General features: G+C 62.6%; 14 protein-coding genes, 1 pseudogene and 1 CRISPR repeat array. Of the genes and pseudogenes, 2 read left to right on the top strand and 13 right to left on the bottom strand.

Features of this window, described 5'->3' with window-relative positions:
• Positions 1-10 precede the first annotated feature (10 nt).
• Complete coding sequence (locus ACFYVR_RS22280) at positions 11-889, top strand: glycosyltransferase family 2 protein (protein ID WP_387477220.1); 879 nt, start codon at positions 11-13, stop codon at positions 887-889.
• A 22-nt stretch (positions 890-911) separates the two neighbouring features.
• On the opposite strand, the gene ACFYVR_RS22275 is transcribed toward ACFYVR_RS22280, so the two are convergent.
• From ACFYVR_RS22275 to ACFYVR_RS22240, 8 genes and pseudogenes are all read right to left on the bottom strand, one after another.
• On the bottom strand, positions 912-2,405 hold the full coding sequence (locus ACFYVR_RS22275) for a lipopolysaccharide biosynthesis protein (protein ID WP_387477218.1): 1,494 nt from the start codon (positions 2,403-2,405) through the stop codon (positions 912-914).
• Positions 2,402-3,484 carry a polysaccharide pyruvyl transferase family protein gene (locus tag ACFYVR_RS22270; protein WP_387477304.1) on the bottom strand — a complete coding sequence of 361 codons (1,083 nt, stop codon included), beginning with the start codon at positions 3,482-3,484 and terminating at the stop codon, positions 2,402-2,404. Before ACFYVR_RS22270 ends, ACFYVR_RS22275 begins: the two co-directional genes overlap by 4 nt.
• A gap of 5 nt (positions 3,485-3,489) precedes the next feature.
• Positions 3,490-4,560: a polysaccharide pyruvyl transferase family protein gene (locus ACFYVR_RS22265; RefSeq protein WP_387477216.1), complete on the bottom strand. Its 1,071-nt coding sequence runs from the start codon at positions 4,558-4,560 to the stop codon at positions 3,490-3,492.
• Positions 4,557-5,423 (bottom strand): glycosyltransferase family 4 protein, encoded by an 867-nt coding sequence (locus tag ACFYVR_RS22260; RefSeq protein WP_387477302.1) that lies wholly within the window; start codon positions 5,421-5,423, stop codon positions 4,557-4,559. Before ACFYVR_RS22260 ends, ACFYVR_RS22265 begins: the two co-directional genes overlap by 4 nt.
• A 161-nt stretch (positions 5,424-5,584) precedes the next feature.
• Positions 5,585-6,124, bottom strand: coding sequence for a glycosyltransferase (locus ACFYVR_RS22255; RefSeq protein ID WP_387477300.1), 540 nt, complete (start codon positions 6,122-6,124; stop codon positions 5,585-5,587).
• 33 nt (positions 6,125-6,157) lie between these two features.
• Positions 6,158-6,667 (bottom strand): annotated as a pseudogene (locus ACFYVR_RS22250) (glycosyltransferase); the annotation flags it as partial.
• A 63-nt stretch (positions 6,668-6,730) separates the two neighbouring features.
• Positions 6,731-8,056 (bottom strand): UDP-glucose dehydrogenase family protein, encoded by a 1,326-nt coding sequence (locus tag ACFYVR_RS22245; RefSeq protein ID WP_387477214.1) that lies wholly within the window; start codon positions 8,054-8,056, stop codon positions 6,731-6,733.
• Between the two features lie 35 nt (positions 8,057-8,091).
• On the bottom strand, positions 8,092-9,603 hold the full coding sequence (locus tag ACFYVR_RS22240; protein WP_387477298.1) for a sugar transferase: 1,512 nt from the start codon (positions 9,601-9,603) through the stop codon (positions 8,092-8,094).
• A gap of 673 nt (positions 9,604-10,276) precedes the next feature.
• Here ACFYVR_RS22240 and ACFYVR_RS22235 point away from each other — a divergent pair.
• Positions 10,277-11,197 carry a UTP--glucose-1-phosphate uridylyltransferase gene (locus tag ACFYVR_RS22235; protein WP_387477212.1) on the top strand — a complete coding sequence of 307 codons (921 nt, stop codon included), beginning with the start codon at positions 10,277-10,279 and terminating at the stop codon, positions 11,195-11,197.
• A 114-nt stretch (positions 11,198-11,311) separates the two neighbouring features.
• Positions 11,312-11,644: direct repeats of the CRISPR family, unit length 19 nt; unit sequence GCGCAGGCGGGGATGAGCC.
• A 392-nt stretch (positions 11,645-12,036) separates the two neighbouring features.
• Here the strand turns inward: ACFYVR_RS22235 and ACFYVR_RS22230 are convergent.
• From ACFYVR_RS22230 to ACFYVR_RS22210, 5 genes are all read right to left on the bottom strand, one after another.
• On the bottom strand, positions 12,037-12,165 hold the full coding sequence (locus ACFYVR_RS22230; protein WP_387477210.1) for a hypothetical protein: 129 nt from the start codon (positions 12,163-12,165) through the stop codon (positions 12,037-12,039).
• A gap of 100 nt (positions 12,166-12,265) precedes the next feature.
• A complete protein-coding gene (locus tag ACFYVR_RS22225; RefSeq protein ID WP_387477208.1) occupies positions 12,266-13,138 on the bottom strand; it encodes a glycosyl hydrolase in 873 nt (290 codons plus the stop codon).
• Positions 13,135-14,172 (bottom strand): UDP-glucose 4-epimerase GalE, encoded by a 1,038-nt coding sequence (galE, locus tag ACFYVR_RS22220; RefSeq protein ID WP_387477206.1) that lies wholly within the window; start codon positions 14,170-14,172, stop codon positions 13,135-13,137. Before galE ends, ACFYVR_RS22225 begins: the two co-directional genes overlap by 4 nt.
• A gap of 1 nt (position 14,173) precedes the next feature.
• Positions 14,174-16,078 (bottom strand): glycosyltransferase family 2 protein, encoded by a 1,905-nt coding sequence (locus ACFYVR_RS22215; protein ID WP_387477204.1) that lies wholly within the window; start codon positions 16,076-16,078, stop codon positions 14,174-14,176.
• Positions 16,066-17,034, bottom strand: coding sequence for an NAD-dependent epimerase/dehydratase family protein (locus ACFYVR_RS22210; RefSeq protein ID WP_387477202.1), 969 nt, complete (start codon positions 17,032-17,034; stop codon positions 16,066-16,068). Before ACFYVR_RS22210 ends, ACFYVR_RS22215 begins: the two co-directional genes overlap by 13 nt.
• Positions 17,035-17,052: the final 18 nt, after the last annotated feature.

Raw genomic sequence — 17,052 nt, 5'->3', positions numbered from 1 at the left:
TCGAGGAACCATGACTTTCGCCAAATCCAATCTGGACCTGAATGTCGTCATCCCAGCTTTTAGGGCAGAGAAAACAATTCGCAGGGCGATCAAATCGGCGTACGACGCGGGGGCAACCGCTGCAATTGTTATCGATGACGGGTCCGACGACCGAACTGCGGAGGTTGCACGATCTGCTGGCGCATACTGCGTGACGCAGGAAAACTCCGGAGCTGCGCGTGCTAGAGCGGTCGGTGCGGAAATAGCCGACTCAAAGTACATCATCTTCCTGGATGCTGACGACGAACTCATACCCAGCGGGGTACGGATGTCGGTCAACATTCTAGACGACTCACCGCATCTGGCCGTCGCGGCGGGAACAGTGGTCGGAGTGGCCGAAGGAGGAACAGAACGGCCTTTTCCGATCCGATTCAGTCCCGTTACAACGAAAACACTTCTTTCCCAAGGTTTTGGCCCTTGGCCACCCTGTGCCGCAGTGGTGCGGCGAGAAGCATACAACCATTCGAAGTCGCTGGATCCCGCACCGCTCGCACCTCGATTTGCCGAGGACTATGAACTACTGATACGGCTCTCGATGATCGGCGACATCGACGTCCGAGATGAGCCAACCTGCCGCTACAGCCTCGCTGGCGGAAAGTCGGTTCGATCTGCGACGACTGCAATCGAAGCCAAGGAAAACATTCGACGGCACTATGCTACCCATCTAGGACTAGCAATCGAATCGATGAGCGAGAATCAGATCCGCATGGCTGCGACAGCACGCCGTGCCCGCGCAGAGTGGGCCGCCGGCAATCGGTTCGCGACAGCGGGCCAGCTTACGCGGTGGTTTCTGGCTGATCCCAAAACTGCCACTCGAAAGCTGGTTTCACAGCCATGGAAGCGTAACTGAATTGTCGAGGCCTCCAGCACCGTTATGTTTTCTGCACGACCTTCCGAACTGCACGAATACCGGTTCGATATGTCTCTAACGCGTAGCTAGATACGAACCCAAGGAGAATTAGATACAAGGATGCACCGACCGAACACAGAAGCAGTTCAACGATCGCACCGTCGACTAGAGACTGGATAAACACACTGATCATTCCCACAGGGATTGTGAAACACAGGATCCCCTTCACCGCCGCCCGGAGCAGCGGGGCCATATCCGTTTCGGTCTCTCTACCACACCACCAGTAGGAAAGCAGCCAATTGAGTCCATAGCCGATCGAATGCCCAATAGCAACGCCAATCGCGCCCCATGGGAGGCCCGCCAACATCGATGCCACCACAAAGGGTTGCGAAAACAAGTAGAATCTAAATTGTGCTCCCGTGGCGTCTTTCGCCAGAAATATCCAGAAGGTTACTTGATTGAGCGCCCTGAAAACTCCGCCTACTGCAAGAGCCTGAACAACTGGGACCATCCCCGACCATTCGGATCCGAATGCCACCTGAACTAGTGGGCTCGCCATTCCAAAGAACACTCCGTAGACGACACCCAGCCCAACACCACCAATAAGCTGTCCGGTCATTAGGAACGACATGAACCGATCCCGTTCAGTCACGACACGCGTCAGGATCGGTACCGCCACTCTGGTGAGCGGTGCGGCGATTTGATTGATTGGCACCATCAGCAGTTGATATCCACGACTGTAAATTCCAAGTACAGTCGGGCCCCAAAAGTATCCAAGCATCAAATTGTCCATGTTGCGGGTCACATAAGCAATTGACTGCGTTCCGAATAGTCCGAGACCGAAGGACAACAGGTTGCGGATTGATCCTTTACGATTGGGCAGTCCTGGCATCCATTTCGCAGCGATGACCGCGAGAACTAGACCAACAATGGCCGTAGCCAGTTGTTGGCACACCAATGCCCAATAGCTTGCCTGGCCAAGAAATATGAAAAGTATCGCCGCAATCAAGCCCACGACAGGAGGAGCGGTGTCAACAACAGCCAATGACTTGAAATCAAGCCTGCGGTTGAGCTCGGCACGGAATTGCGTAGCGAAACCATTAATTACGAAAACCAGCGAAAGTGACTCCACCATCCCAACAAGGTCGGGTTGACGGAAGATCGCTGCAATAGTTTGGGCAGAGAAGTAGGCCGCAACTGTAAGCACGCCGCCGAGTGCGGAGTTGACCCAGAACAAATTTGACTGCTGCGCACGCGACAGCTCCACCTCACGGGCAGCAGCCGTCGACAGACCAAAATCACGCACTAGCTCACCGAATGCGACCAGTGAAACTACAATTGCCATCAACCCGAAGTCACTGGGCGTCAGCAAACGGGCAAGAATCACGGTCCCGACAAACATTACGGCCATGCGGACGATTTGGCCGAGAATAGTGAACGTGGCGCCGCGCGCGGCCGTAGACGAGAGTTCGCGTCCGTCTACAGCCTCAAGGGAAGTCGCATTCGCCTTTGTCATGCTGTCGATTCCCGCATTTCATTGCCGACGCGATCTAGTCTGATCCGTGCCTCGGCCACTGCGACTTCCAATTGATTGACCATAGACGATAGAGCACTTTCCGACAGAACTTCATAGTCGGCCGCGGGGCTGCCCTCACACTTACCAACCCATTCAAGCCCAATAACACCAAAATGCCGCTGGATTTTTCCAGTAGCCGATTCTACCCATCCAATCGGGACCGCGCCCTCCGTCGCAGCCACAATTAGCCCATGCAATCTATCGCCGACGACAACCCTTGACTCAGCATAGATCCGCCTTACCGTGGCCTCACGACGCGAATGATCGCTATCATCCCAGACCGACACAACACAATCTAGCTCCCGACCAAGCCATTCAGCCATCTCATTGTCTCGCTTGACCTGCACTACGACGATCGGCTTGAGGTTTAGCGCCTCGGAAATTTGCTTAACCCACGTTATCCACTCTGCACTCGGCCGAGCGCGATCACCTCGCATAACCAGAGCAAGATGAGCCCGTGAACTTGGCGTACTCCAGTGCTCAATTGGAGTTCCGAGCGAGAACGCCCAGTCGGGCTCAACCTCTACGGAGTCGGCTACAAGCGAGACGGACTCCGGATCCCGAAATCGTACGTACGTGCATTGGCCTGCGACCAGTGAATACGGCCGAACAAGGTAGCGATTAGCGCTGCGAACCGGAATTCCTGCACCTACCCAAACCCCGCGACCCCCTCTCATTCGAAGTGGACCTAGGAGGAATGCCAAGGTCATCATCCGAAAAGCCCCTCTACGAGAAATTGGGACCTCGCCGGCATTGACAGCCACCAACGTTGGCCTGCGAATACCAGCGATCAACGCATGCGCGAACCAGCGGAAGTAGTTGCCGATTATTCGATCTGATTCCGATAGCCCCAGACCAGCAATGAATTGCTGGCTCGACTCGCCGACCCAAACGACAACCCTGCCATGTGCCCTCAGTTCACTGATATATGCCCTACGTAGCAGTGAATCTCCGATATTATCGTCCTGGCCAGTAGCCCAAATATAGACTTCCGAACTGGACCTGTCTTTATCAACCATGGGTGTCATTCCGAGACAGTCTGTCGCCGGCTCATATGCAACAGCTCACGAATTTCGGTCACCAGTTCCATACGCCGCGTGAATGCGATATCAGATGCTATCCGTTGCTTGGATCGGTAGGTCGCACGTTCCACCGACAGTGTAGTCAAATCCTCGACCTGCTGAAGTACTCGTTGTGGCTCAAACATATTGACGTTATGCACATACTCTTCGAGGCCAAGATCCGCGAAAGCCCCAAAGCCCTTTCTCTCATATGCGAGATGAATAACGAAGTGCCCGGCCATGAGAGCCATTAGCGCCGCATGTAGCCGGACTGCGACAACGACACGCGGCCGACGTCCGCCGTTGAGGAATTCCTCGCGGCTAAGGATGCGCACAGCACCCAGTTCTTGCATGTACTCACGGTCATCGTTCCCAGCGATCGCACTCTGCACATACCCGTCGAAATCTCCGATGTCGCGGGCCAGCTGAAGCACCAGTGGCGGAACCGCACCCCGCAGTGCTCTCACACTGACGACGGGCCTCGGCAGTGGCTCATTTCCGGGCAGCATCGGCAATCCTCTAAGTACCGCAAGATCAGAGGTACGACGGACGCCGAACTCACGAAACTCTGACAGAGTCCGATCATCCCTGACAAAGAAGCGGTCGATTCGGGAAATTCCCATGCCACAGAGTCTCCTAGCAAACGCCCTAGCAGGGCCGACGCTCTGTGGAAGATAGACAACAGGGGTCGATGTGCGAGCGGCTGCCATTAGCTGAGGCCCATGGACCAGACCGGTTTTCACAGCCTCCTCAAGGTGACCTGCCCGAAGGTACCCGCCACCCACCCCTACAACGAGGTCATAGTCGTTCAGTGTCCTCAGCAAGCGCAGGTACTCCGGTGCATAGCCGCGCCTGCCGGGTTTCGACTTCACAGTGGGTATTCCCAAAGACGCGAAGCTCTCGGGATCCGACGCTGCCAAGACGAATGTGGCGTCGGTGCCGACGGCCTCCTGTACGAGTCCAATAGACTCCTCTACCAGCAGGCCGTCACCTGCGTTTGAAGCGCTGTAGCCGTGCAGCATTGCCACTTTCACGCGTGCACCACCGAACTGTAGACCCCAATATGCGAGTCGATGCTCTTCTCCCAGGCGAAGGTCGAAGCCCAGCGCCGTCCGCGTCCAGCCGCGTCACGCATCCAGCTGCCATCCGACACGGCATCGACGATCGTCTCCGTGATCGAATCCGCATCCAGTCCCGGGATAATTTTTGCTGGGCCGGCCACTTCTCGCAGTGCGCCGCGGTCGGTCGTAATGACGGCGGCACCGGCTGCCATCGCCTCAAGAACTGGAAACCCGAATCCCTCGTATTTGCTGGGGAACACGAACGCAGCGCAATTCTGCATCAACGCAATCTTGTCATCTTCAGAAACGAAGCCCACGTAAATGACATTCTTGCTAGCCACGATCTTGCTCATGGCCTCATCAGCGTCCCAAGCAGCTTTGCCAGCGATGACGAGCGGGAGACCTAGTTTGCGGACTCCCTCCGACCCTGCAGCAGCGACCAATTCGATTAGGTTCTTTCGTGGTTCGATGTTTCCTACGTAAAGAAGGTAGTTCTCCGGCACGACAGCTCGGACCTCCGGGGACAGCGAGCAGGCCTGTGCGAACTTGTCAGATTCGATCCCGTGTGGGATTACAGCAATTGATGCACGAGCGATCCCGAAGACCTCGGCAATATCGTCAGCGCTCGATTCAGACACCGTAATGACCTTGGCAGTACTGGCAATTGCGGCCTTCACTCGGTGCCGCCACACCGCCTCGGCCCGTCGTGTGCGGACTCCTTCAACCCACTTACTAGCCACCCCGTGAACGGTCACCACCGATGGCGTGCGCGAGTGGATAAGGGGACCCGTATCCGCAACGAAATGAAGAACGTGCCCTGCTCGTGAACGCTTCAACGCATAGGCTGACTCAATGGCGGCCGTACCTACAGGGTTCGACGCAAATCTCATGGCATCAACTGCTATTCCCTTGTCGCGCAGTCCCGATGCCAGGGTCCGCGCATACGTGGTATTTCCTCCCACGTGCCGTTCAAGAATTCGTCCAGGCATCAGTACTCTCATGCCACACCCTCGCCTTCGCGGCCGTAGATCTCAGCCAGTGCCCTTCGCTGTGCATACGCTGAATGCACACTTACTGTGCGCAATGATTCATTGCGCACAGAGGTCCGAAATTCTGCGTCACGGATGAACTTGCGAATTGTCTCTGCTGCTTGGTCCGAAGTCTCTCCCGCCGTGACGAATCCCAGGCCGCACAGAGTGTCGATATTTCGGGTCAGAACGGCGGTACCGACGGCCGCTGCTTCGAGCAGAGTCATTGGCGCCCCCTCCCACGAGGCGGGGTGAAAGTACAGATCCGCACCTGCAATGAGAGCCAGCGCTTCGGTGTTCGGTACCCATCCGGTGACTTCGATGCCGGAGTCCAGCAGCGCTGCCTTGAGCGCGGGGTCTCCATCGCCGACCCACATCCAAGCAACCGAATGCACATCGACTAGTTGTGCAACCCGTGCAAGGAACAGCGGATCCTTCTGTGCGGAAATCCGCCCGACGGTGACGATCCGAAGCCGGCCGTCGTTCGAGGTTCTCTCCCTTGACGCCACAGGCAGCCCTTCTCCAGCGGCATTGGGGAGGTATGCAACCGGTCTGCGGCCGCCCACAATTCGCGACGCAGCTGCGGCCTCGTGGGGACTGATTGCGGCTATCAGCTGTGGGGACCTGCTCAGAAGCCGTTCGGCCACCCAGTAGGCGCCCTGGGTAGCGCGCCCTGTATCCCTTCGCAGGAATGAGTAGGAGTGCGGCGTGTAGATGACCCTTACGCCGGGATATCGGAAAATTCGCAGGGCGCCAGCAAGACTGGAATGTAGGTGGACAACGCGAGGGCGAGTCTCACGAATCAACCTTCTCGCTTGCAGAATGAATGAAGCCGTTGATCCAGCGAAGTGGACCAGGTCAACCTCCGGATCGGCACCCACATCATGCTCGGTCCGAGAACGGACTGCAAGGCGATGCCGCAGCCCCGGAGAGTTTCGGATGTACTGTCCGATCGCCGTCTGGACACCTCCACCGTAGGCCTCCGAGACATGCAGGACATCGGTACGACTGTCACTTTCACCGGTGGTGCCAGGCTGAATCTCAGTACTCATGCTGGACTCCAATCCGATGCCTGGAGTGCGCGTTGTTCCCCGCCCAATTCCCTAGGGTTGACTTCACGATCTCCCCATCCCTCGGTACTGCCAGCCGTGATCGCGCCAAAGACTGGGAGACAGGCAGTTCCGTCCATCTATTACACTGCGCTGACGGACAAGGCCAGCAAGCCGCGACGGATCGAGGGTTCGAAATTCCTTCCACTCCGTCAGAACGAGAATCACATCGGCCCCCACTACGGCATCCTCCGTGCTAGCCGCATAACTCAATGTAGGGAATAGCTTTCTCGAACTGTCCATCGCCTTCGGGTCATACACAGTCACCGCCGCGCCCTGAAGTTGGATCTGACCGGCCACATTGAGTGCAGGCGAGTCACGTACATCATCAGAGTCAGGCTTGAACGCAGCTCCCAATACCGCGACGCGAGCTCCCAGAACGCTCCCTCCACACGCTTCACGCGCCATCTCCACCATTCGTGTGCGGCGACGCATATTGATGGCATCCACCTCACGGAGAAAGGTCAGCGCCTGATCGGCCCCCAACTCGCCAGCTCGAGCCATGAACGCTCGAATATCCTTCGGTAAGCATCCTCCACCGAAACCCACTCCTGCATTGAGGAATCGTCGCCCAATGCGCACGTCGTAGCCGATGGCATCCGCAAGCACAGTTACGTCGGCACCTGCAGCTTCACATACCTCGGCCATGGCATTGATGAATGAGATCTTCGTTGCAAGAAAGGCATTCGCTGAGGTTTTCACCAGCTCGGCGGTCGCTAGGTCAGTCACAAGGAACGGGATCTGTTCCCCAAGGAGTTGCGCGTACACGTCTCGAGCCACTTCTTCAGCCCGACCGACCCCACTTCGCTCGACCCCTAACACAAGCCTGTCGGGGTGCAGAGTGTCCTGTACTGCAAAGCCTTCCCGCAAGAACTCAGGGTTCCATGCAACCTCGACGTCGTCGCCAGCAGGTGCGAGCGAGCGTGCGCGGTTTGCTAGACGTGCCGCTGTTCCTACTGGCACCGTCGACTTTCCGAGGATAACGGCTGGTTTTGTGAGTAGCGGCGCCAACTCCTCAATTACCGCGTCGACGTAGGTCAAGTCGGCAGCGAACTCGCCCTTCTTCTGGGGGGTTCCGACACCGATGAAATGAACGTCCGCGTAGTCTGCCGCCTCGCGATACGAGGACGAGAAGCGTAGGCGGCCCGCGTCGATATTGCGTTTCAGTACTTCTTCGAGACCTGGCTCGAAGAACGGAACCTCGCCGGCCTCCAACTTCGCAAGCTTGCTTTCATCTACATCAACTCCGAGGACCTCATGCCCTAACTCGGCCATACAGGCCGCGTGAGTCGCCCCCAGATACCCTGTGCCGAACACCGCGATTCGCGTCATGACTTGGATCCTTGATACTCGAAATTCGTTGCGGCTCAGTACGCGCCGTCGCTACCCACGACAGCCTTCAGTGTCTTTGCGATGATCAGAACGTCACTAACCATCGACCAGTTCTCGACATAGGCAAGGTCGAGGCGCACCGACTCATCCCAGGAGAGGTCCGATCGGCCGCTGACCTGCCACAGGCCCGTCACCCCGGGACGTACAAGCAGTCGCCGGCGGATGACGCCGTCATACGCCTCCACCTCCCGACGGAGCGGCGGCCGGGGACCCACCACACTCATCTCACGGCAAACCACGTTGATGAACTGAGGCAGCTCGTCGATGCTGAAACGGCGAATGAACTTGCCCACCCGCGTCACTCGCGGATCTTCGCGCATCTTGAACAGCAGGCCAGCACCCTCGTTGCGGTCCATCAATGTGGTCACCTGCTTGTCCGCGTCGGTGACCATCGACCGGAACTTCAGCATGCCGAAGGGCTTTCCGTCCAGGCCGATGCGTTCTGAGCGGTAGAAGACCGGTCCCCTGCTGTCGACCTTGATAGCCAACGCGACAGCGGCGAAGACCGGAGCGAGTATGAGAATCGCCAACAATGAGAACGCCAAATCGAAGATCCGCTTGCCACTTCGTTTCGCACCGTGATAGCTGGGCTTCTCGACATGGATGAGTGGGAGTCCGGCAACTGGGCGCATCTCCATCCGTGGCCCCGCAACGTCCACTACTCCCGTGGCAACCACCAGGTCGGCTTCGTAAGGTTCGAGTTCCCAAACCAAGTCACGAATGCCTTCGTGGCCCAGCGTTTCCGTGGCAGTGACGACCACTGTGTCGGCACCACTCTCCGCAAGTGCCGACACAACTGACCGCTCGTCTCCGTAGATGGCGATCTGATGCCCGTCGATATCGATGTGCTCACCCTTGGCGCCGGCATACCGGGGGACACAAACACCCACCACTCGGTAGCCATCCGAGGTGCCCCGCTGGAACGTGGTGGTCATCAGTCGCACAGCGCGTTCGCCACCGACGACCAACACCGATGTCTGATATGAACCGTGCGCGCGCTTGTGGGCGACGACCCTGCGCCATCCCCATCTGCTCAGCAGCAGGGCAAGCAGTCCGACAGGCAGTGCTATGGCGAGGTAGCCACGCGCCAGATCCAGCTTAAACACAAGCGCGGCGATGGCAATCGTACCGAAAAGCCTGAGCGTGCCAGAGATTACGCGCTGATACTCGTCGTATCCACTGCCAATCACCCGCCGAGAACGGGTTCGGAAGAGCGCCAAGGTACCTATCCAGGCAAAAATCAGGCACGCGGAGACGACGACGTAGTTCTTCTCGCTGACCGGACCGACAGCCGAGAGGTCCGCCTCGCCGAACCGAACGATCTGCGCCAGCACGACTGCCATCACAACCACCAGCACGTCGGACCAGAACAACCGTGTCACATACGCGTGTTGCCATGCCCAACGGGTGTTGCCGCTTCGATCACCGACCAGTGCCGGCCTGCGCGGTGCCGCCGTTCGACCCACAGTCCCAGAAGGCCTGGGCATCCAATCAGATTGCTCTGTCAACACTTCCACGTAAGTACCTCCCCCGACCCCACGTCCCAGGCTGGCGCCTGCGACGACCACAGGCGACGCTGCCGGAAACAAAACCGCGAGCCCTACCGGGTCCCTCCCGTGACCCGCCAGCACTCGCGTCCGAATACTTTCCTTTGGTGTGCAATATTTTGGGCCATGCCGACGGCAAATGCATCACCGAGCTCGCCGACGAGTGGCGCGAAGGACCCGCTTCGAACCCGATCCGATACCTGAACTCAACCGAGGTCTCAGCAAAATCACAGGTCAGATCTGGTAATCCCCGTTACACCTTCCCATCCAGCGGAATAGTTCATTCACGGCAAAGTGGGCAAGATCACACCAGGTGGTCGGTATCTTTTCGTTGCAGCGCTGGCTGCGACGGGTTGGCTGCCAATGATCCGCATTGAATGCACTCCTGTCGTTCCAGCCGCCCTCTCCATCGGCGCGGTCTTGGTGACGCACCTTGTTCGACACACTCCAAGACATCAGGTGTCGCTGTCTCAGCTCGAACGTTCTAGACTGCCGACACCTCCCGATCTCTGCGCAGCTGCAGTGCACCTGCGCGCCACTAGTTCACCTTCCGCGAGGCCAGCAGTGGATCCGTTGACAGCTGGTCTCGCCATCAGAGAGATGTGGAGCAACTATGACCGACCCGACGATCGTCCGGGCATTCCGCACCGCCGTCGTTCCCGCCGCTGGCATGGGCACCCGATTCCTGCCCGCGACCAAGACCGTGCCCAAGGAACTACTGCCGGTCGTCGACACCCCCGGAATCGAACTCGTCGCTACCGAAGCCGCCGCCTCCGGCGCCGACAAGCTCGTGATCGTCACCGCACCAGGCAAGGCCGGCGTCGTCGCGCACTTCGTCGAGGACCTCGTGCTCGAGGGCCGACTCGAGGCGGCCGGGAAGCACCACCTGCTCGAAAAGGTCCGCAGGGCGCCAAACCTCATCGACGTCAAATCCGTGGTCCAGGCCGAACCTCTCGGTCTCGGCCACGCTGTCGGCTGCGCCGAACAGGCCCTGACCACTGACGAGGAAGCTATCGCAGTGCTACTGCCCGATGACCTGGTCCAGCCGTCAGGGGTGCTCGATGTCATGGCACGGGTTCGCGCGAAACGAGGCGGCAGCGTCCTGTGCGCCATTGATGTCCCCAAATCGCAGGTCGGCTCCTACGGCATCTTCGACGTCCAGGAAGTCCCCGGCATCGCCAACCCCGACGTCATGCGCGTCCGCGGGATGGTCGAGAAGCCCAAGCTCGGCGACGCCCCCTCCACCCTCGCGGCCGCCGGCCGCTACCTTCTCGACCGCGCCATTTTCGACGCCCTCCGCCGAGTCGAGCCCGGCGTTGGCGGCGAGCTCCAACTCACGGATGCCATCGCTCTCCTTATCGACGAAGGCCATCCCGTTCACGTAGTCATCCACCGCGGACCCCGCCACGACCTCGGCAATCCCGGCGGGTTCCTGCGCGCGAGCCTCGACCACGCTCTTGACCACCCCGACTACGGCCCGTCACTGCGAACCTGGTTGAGCGAACGACTTGAGCAGCCGGCGTCCGAGCTCTGAGGATGGAGCTGACTACATTGCGAGCGGCAGACTCGCAAAGACCCATAATGAACACCTATCCTGCTTGTGAATGAAATCGGTGACCTTGGGCTCCATCGATCCAGGTCAGCAAGTGCGTTCCCTGCGCAGGCGGGGATGAGCCCGAATGGCGTAACGCGTTCTGGCGGAAGAAGGCGCGTTCCCTGCGCAGGCGGGGATGAGCCGGCATCCGCCTCGGCAAGGGGCAGATGGAAGGCGCGTTCCCCGCGCAGGCGGGGATGAGCCCTCCATGCCTGGCTCATCGCCGTCGGCCAGGATGGCGTTCCCCGCGCAGGCGGGGATGAGCCCAACGCGACGACGGTGCCCGCGAAAAGCAGTGCGTCCTCCCCGCGCGAACGGGGATAAGCCCGGCAGTGCATCACCTCGGAGAAGTGGCGGGCATGCTCCCCGTGCGAGCGGGGATTAACCATCGGCGCGGCGTTGGGTTTCGACGTCCAGCAAATGATCCCAGCGTTGGGTCCAGCAGGCCGCTGCGCATCGCGCCCCGCCCTTATGCGGGACACCCGACCGCTGGAGCGCAGTCCGAGCCCGAAAGCTGATCGACGCGCGCCGCCACAAAGTTGAAGGAGAAGTACGGGTGAGCACGCAGCGCGCAGGAGGCAGCCACGGGGCCGTCTGCAGAGGCGCCTGAATTTCCTCCCCGTGTGGCGCTCGACCAGCAGCGGCACGAACTCTCGAATCGGTCGGCCGTGGAACAGGAATCGAGACCGGTGACGGCGTCGTTGATTCTCGCGAACGACCTGACCGGTTGCTTGCCGCGAGGCGGCCGCCCGCCATCGCGCGCCGCCGGCAGTTCGACCTCACGCCAGCAGGATGAACGCCGCCAGCAGCAGGGCGCCGAGCAGTCCGCCAGCAATGCCCCAGGCGAGGTCGCCGTCGATCACCCTCGATCTGTTCCGAGGCGGGCTCGGCACGCGATGTCTCGACATGGTCGGAAATTTTGCCGTACCCCTCCGATCCCGTCACATCCAGACCCTCATTGCAGGGCGGTGTGGGGCGACACGACAGCAACCGCGCAGCGCGCGGGTGTCAGGAGATCTGTCGGAACTGCTCACCGACGGCGGTGACGCGGCCGTCGGTGTAGAGGGCGGTTTCGGGGCCCTCAGGCCAGGGCGGCAGGGAGAACCACGCCCAACGCTGCAGGTACGGCAGCGTCATCATCATCAGCGCTGCGGCGGCGAGGAACTCGGCCTGGACCCGCGGCTGCATGGCGTCGATGCCGGGCTCGTAGGTGATGAGACTGAATTCGGTCAGCCACAGGGGAAGGCCGTATCGGTCGTGCACGGCGTCGAGGTACCGGCGCAGATCGTCGACCGCGGCCGCCGTGGAGAAGCTCCTCCGCAGCCGGGGCGCGAGATACCAGTGCACGGGGATGAAGTCGACGCGGTACCCGCGCGAGCGGGCACCGACCATGAACCGGTCGAGCCAACCGCCCGGCGCACTTGCGTCGGTGGCGACGGCCGGCGCGCCCAGGACGAGTCCGGTCTGTTGCAGCCGCGGCCATGCGGCGAGCGCGTCCTCGACGGACATGTCGGCCTGCGTCGCCACGTCGGGTTCGTTGAAGCCGAGCAGGACCGTGCCGCTGGCCTGTGCGCGCCGCAGTGCGTCGTCGGTCAGGTCACGCCTGCCCCAGATCATCGGGACGAACTCGCAGCCGTTCGGGGTGTCGACCCCCTCGTGGTCGGGTGTCCACGTGTAGTACCAGCGGGCACCGGAATCGGTGAGTCCCGCACTGACTCCCGGCCCCTGCCACAGGCCCACACCGGGCAGGGGGCCGGGCGGTGGCGGGCGGCGCGGTGGCTGCTGGGACGAGGCCGTTCCGCAGCCGATGAACCCGGCCGCGGCGACGGCCACACCGCCCGCGAGCAGTGCGCGACGAGTGAGCCCGCGGGCCACACTCACCGGCGGTACCCGTCGGGGTTGAGCTCCTGGAATCGCCAGCTGTCACAGCACATCGTCGCCACATCGTACTTCGGCGCCCACCCCCACGCGTGGCTCACCGCGTCGATGTTCGCGACCAGTCGCGGCACGTCACCGAGCCGGCGGTCCGTGACGACGTACGGGATCTCCCGGCCCGCGGCCGCGGCGAAGGCCGCCCGGAGCTCGAGCACCGAAGTGCCCTGTCCGGTACCGAGGTTGAACAGCTGCATGCCGGCCCGGTCGTCGACGTGGTCGAGGGCGGTCACGTGGCCGCGGGCGATGTCCACGACGTGCACGTAGTCGCGAATCGCGGAGCCGTCGGGCGTCACGTAGTCACCCCCGAAGACCTGCACCCGCTCCCGCCGGCCCACGGCCACCTGCGCGAGGTACGGCACGATGTTGCGCGGCGTGCCGTGCGGTTCCTCCCCGAGCAGCCCGCTCGGGTGGGCGCCGATGGGGTTGAAGTACCGCAGGCTCACCGCCCGCAGGTCGTCGTGGTGGCGGCAGGCCTGCTCGATCATCTGCTCGCAGGCGAGTTTCGACCACGCGTACGGGTTCGTCGGGGCCGCGGGTGCGGACTCGTCGAGGTCGTCGGCGCCGGTGCTGCCGTAGATCGAGCACGACGAGGAGAAGACGATCCGGCGGACGCCCGCGCGCCGCGCGGACGCGAGGAGGGTCGCCGTGCCGCCGACGTTGGTGTGGAAGTAGTCGAGCGGGATCTCCGTCGACTCCCCCACCGCCTTGCGCGCCGCGAAGTGGACGACCGCATCGATGGTGTGGCGGCGGAAGATCGAGTCCAGCGCCGTCGCGTCGGTGACGTCGGCGACCTCGAGGACGGGACGGGTACCGGTGATCTCCCCGACGCGGTCGAGCGCGACGGCGTGCCCGTTGGACAGGTCGTCGACGACGACGACCTCGTGCCCGGCCTCAACGAGTTCGACGCAGGTGTGACTGCCGATGAACCCGGCGCCGCCGGTGACGAGGACGCGCAGCGGGCCGGTGATGCAGGTGGTCATGTCAGAGAACCTTCACGAGGTGGGAGAGGTAGACGAAGGCGACGACCGCGACGGGGACGGCCGACACCGCGCACACGAGCAGCGGTGCGCGGACGAGGCGGGCGGCCGCCGCCACGCTCACGGCGGTGCGGCGTCGGGTGTCACGTGCGTGCAGCACCGTGACGAGTGTCGCCACGGCGGTCTGGCCCGAGGCGGTGAGGAGGGAGAGCCCGACGTACCCGACCACCGGTGGGCTGTCGAGACCGGCTGCGGCGCAGGCGGTCAGGACGAGCGCCGTGACGCAGAACGGCAGGACGAGTCGCACCGGGAACACCTGCGGACCGGAGCTGCCCTTCGGTGTCACCTTGAAGTCGACGGTGCGCGGCACGACCCGCTCGACCATCGCGACGACCACGCCGAGGAGGAGGAACGGCCAGCGGCTCGCGGCGTACAGCCCCCGTTCCCAGCTGACGATCGGAGCGTCGGCCGGGCGCATCAGTCCGCCCCGCCGGACCACGACGCTGACCAGGAGCATCCACCCGGCCAGCGCGAACCACAGCCCGAAGAAGACCACGAAATGCACCGACACCCAGGGTGATCCGGTGGCGCAGGCGACGGCGAACAGGCTCAGCCCGCCCACCGACATGAGGGCGAGCAGCATGTCGAACCCGGACTGGAAGACGAACTGCGCGGCCAGACGGCGCGGCAGGACCCGGCAGGTGCGCAGCACAAGCCCGAAGAACACCGTGGTGAGGCTGTGCGCCCACTGGAACTCCTGGGTCACCATCGCCGCGAAGTCCGGGGGCCCGTCGCCCCGGGCGGCGGCGTCGATCGCGAAGGCGCCGCGCCAGCCGGCGACGTTGAGCAGGTACGAGGTGGTGAAGTCCTCGGCGAGGTCGGGGCCGAGTCCGCCGATCTGCCTCAGTGCCGCGGTGCGGACGGCGTAGTGCGAGCCGATGCACACCGGGGTGCCGTCGCCGTTGAAGCCGAGCTGCTGCGCCCCGTGGAACATCGCCTCGTCGTGCGGTCGGCCCCGCACCGTCCAGGAGACGTCGGCGTTGGCGTCGCAGACACTGGGCGCGGCGACGTAGCCGACCGCCGGATCGGCGAAGTGCCGCACGATCTCCCGGAGGTAGCCGCGGTCGGGGACGTGGTCGGAGTCCAGTTGCGAGACCACGTCGTAGTTCTCGTAGCCGTAATGATCGTAGAAGTAGGCGAGGTTACCCTCCTTGCACCGTCGTCGGCGCGGCCACGTGGTCCGCTGGTAGCGGGAGTCGTGCTTGCGCGTCGAGATGAACACGCCGCGCGCGGTGCACCACGCGACGGTCTCGTCGCTCGGGTCCTCGTCCGCCAGCCAGATGTCGTGGTCGCCGAGGTAGTGCTGCGCCAACATCGCCTCGAGGGTGGTGCGCACCAGCGGCCACGGTTCGGACGGTGCCTTCGTCACGATCATCGCCACCCGCAGGCGGGGCGGCGTGATGCCCGCCTCCAGGCTGCGCATCCGGTTGACGGCCTGCAGGAAGTAGATCGACAGCGACAGGATAGCGAGCAGCAGAACGGAATTGACGACGAAGCCGAGCATCGAGATCCGGTGTGCGGGCAGCAGCCACCACACCACGAAACCGGCGAACGTGACCACCCAGCCCGCCGTCAACCAGGCGATCGTGCGCGCGGATCCCCGCGGCAGCCGGCGGTGCAGCATGCCGGGAACTGCGGTGCGACGGGGCGGAAGCGGCCCGAACACCGGCCCCGACGGCCGCACGTCCACGACGCGCCCCCCGGAGAGGTCGTACAGGTAGGCGCGCAGTTCCTCGGCGTCCGTCTCGGCGTCGGCGACGTCGGGTGCGCGGTGGCGTCGGACAGGTTCGGCGGGGGCGTGACCGGCGAGCGGCCCCGGGTCGACGTCGGGCCCGGTCAACTGGCGCACCTCGCCTCCTGCCCCGAGTGCGCCTCCACCACCCCGTGGGAGCGGTTCCAGTCGATCGTCGCCCGCAGCCCGTCGGCGACGGCCACGGTCGGCGCCCAGCCGAGTTCGGCACGCGCCCTTCGGATGTCGGGTCGACGGCGGGTCGGGTCGTCCTGAGGCAGCGGCCGATACTCGATCTCCGAGGTCGACCCGACGATGTCCCGGGTCAGTTCGGCGATCTGCAGCACCGTCATCTCGTGCGGGTTGCCGAGGTTGACCGGCCCGGTCACGGGAGTGTCGATCAGGGCGATCAGCCCGCGCACCAGGTCCGACACGAAACACAGGCTGCGGGTCTGGCTGCCGTCGCCGTATACGGTCAGGGGCTCACCCCGCAGGGCCTGGGCGATGAAGTTGGTCACGACCCGGCCGTCGTCGAGACGCATCCGCGGCCCGTAGGTGTTGAAGATCCGCGCGATGCCCGCGTTGGTGCCCTCCCTCGCGTAGGCCGCGACGAGTGCCTCGGCGTAGCGCTTGGCCTCGTCGTACATGCTGCGCGGACCGGTGGGATTGACGTTGCCCCAGTAGTCCTCCCGCTGGGGATGCACGGCCGGGTCGCCGTAGACCTCGCTCGTCGACGCCTGCACGAACCGGGCGTCGTGCGCGGCGGCGAGGTCGAGCGCGTTCTTCGTGCCGACCGATCCGGTGGTCAGGGTGAAGACGGGCCGGCGGCTGTAGCCGGGTGGGGACGCGAGGCTCGCGAGGTTGGCGACCGCGTCGATCCGGCCGCTGATCTCCAGCGGGTTCCGGATGTCGTGGACGTCGAGGAGGAATCGCGGCGACTCGACCAGGTGACGGACGTTGGCGACCCGCCCGGACGCGAGGTTGTCGACGCAGATCACCTCGTCGCCGCGCGCGAGAAGTGCTTCGCAGAGATGGGATCCGATGAATCCGGCACCGCCGGTGATGACGACACGCATGGGTGTGTGCTCCGTTTC

Source organism: Rhodococcus sp. NPDC003318 (assembly GCF_042879035.1).
Lineage (GTDB): Bacteria > Actinomycetota > Actinomycetes > Mycobacteriales > Mycobacteriaceae > Rhodococcus_G.
Note: the sequence above shows the minus strand (reverse complement) of the source record. Positions and strands in the feature narration are given on the sequence as shown.